The following is a 1,162-nucleotide window of genomic DNA, read 5'->3' on the forward strand; positions in this document are numbered from 1 at the left end:
CGAATGGACAATTAAAACAGCTTCCTTTGTCAGGCTTAAACTCATGATAGCCTTGTCTAGTAGTGGTTTTATATCGAAAAGGTACACCACAAGGGCAGGCATACAGGTCTTCATTTACTTTTTGAAATTGAGTTTTTCTACATCCTTTATGATCATTACTTGGAAATCTACGATGAGAAATATAAGCAAATATCCCACGTTTAAATAAACCTTCGGCAAATCTTGAATTATAGTAGCCCGCATCAATAGCCATTTCATTCGCATAATATCCGAACCTCTCGTTTAACGAATCTAATTGATCTAATAAAACTCTATGACCAGGAACATTCGCACTCGTCACATGGGTATCGATAATAAAATTATGCAGGGAATCAACCACTCGATGTTCAAAATATGCGAAGCGACCTCGTTCATCATGTTTAACTGATAACCTTGCATCACCATCAACTGGATTAAGTAAAATGCGTTTAAGTTCTGTTTTGTCTCCCCTAGGTTTAAGTAATTTTAATCCGTGTTTTTGTCTACGTTCATTTACTTTTTTTAAAGTATCAAGGTCTTCCTCAATTACGACTTCTTTGATCCATTCCTCACGTTTTCTTTTATTCGCATTCGCTTTTAATTCTGTTTCATCTGCCACCCAAGTTTCATTCGCAATAAATCCATCTATATTAATTAAATTTACTACATAGTGAAAGAAAGCTTCCCAAACCTCGTTATCTTTCAAACGATGATTAAGAAACTTTGAAATAGTCGAATGACATGGTATTTTTCTATCAAGTGAAATCCCTAAAAACCAACGATAAGTAGCATTTTGTTTAACTTGTTTACAAGTGAATCGAACAGAGCGAAACCCTTCAATATATTGTATCAGCAGTATCTTTACTAGTATCAGTGGATCAATTGAAGGTCTGCCAACGGTTGACCGATAGTAAGGTTCAATAAGTTGATATAAATAATTCCAATTGATTTCCTTATCAATTTTTACAATGTGGTGCTCCACATCAATCATATTCTCATAAAGTTTACGATTTTTTGCGATGTCTAAATTCTCTTGATAGTAGTACATAAAAAATCCCCCTTGTAACAATTTTCCTACAAAGGGGATTTTTTCTAAAATTTTATGCTTAGATCTATTGACTAAGTTGTTTTTCAACACTCTGAA

General features: G+C 33.8%; 1 protein-coding gene. It reads right to left on the reverse strand.

Annotated features, from left to right (window positions below; translation table 11 throughout):
- Window positions 1-1,066, reverse strand: a 1,066-nt coding sequence (locus B6K90_RS23225; RefSeq protein WP_088015052.1) for a transposase, incomplete at its 3' end; no start/stop codon positions are given.
- Window positions 1,067-1,162 lie beyond the last annotated feature (96 nt).

This window comes from Gottfriedia acidiceleris, from assembly GCF_002128425.1.
Taxonomy (GTDB): domain Bacteria; phylum Bacillota; class Bacilli; order Bacillales; family Bacillaceae_G; genus Gottfriedia; species Gottfriedia acidiceleris.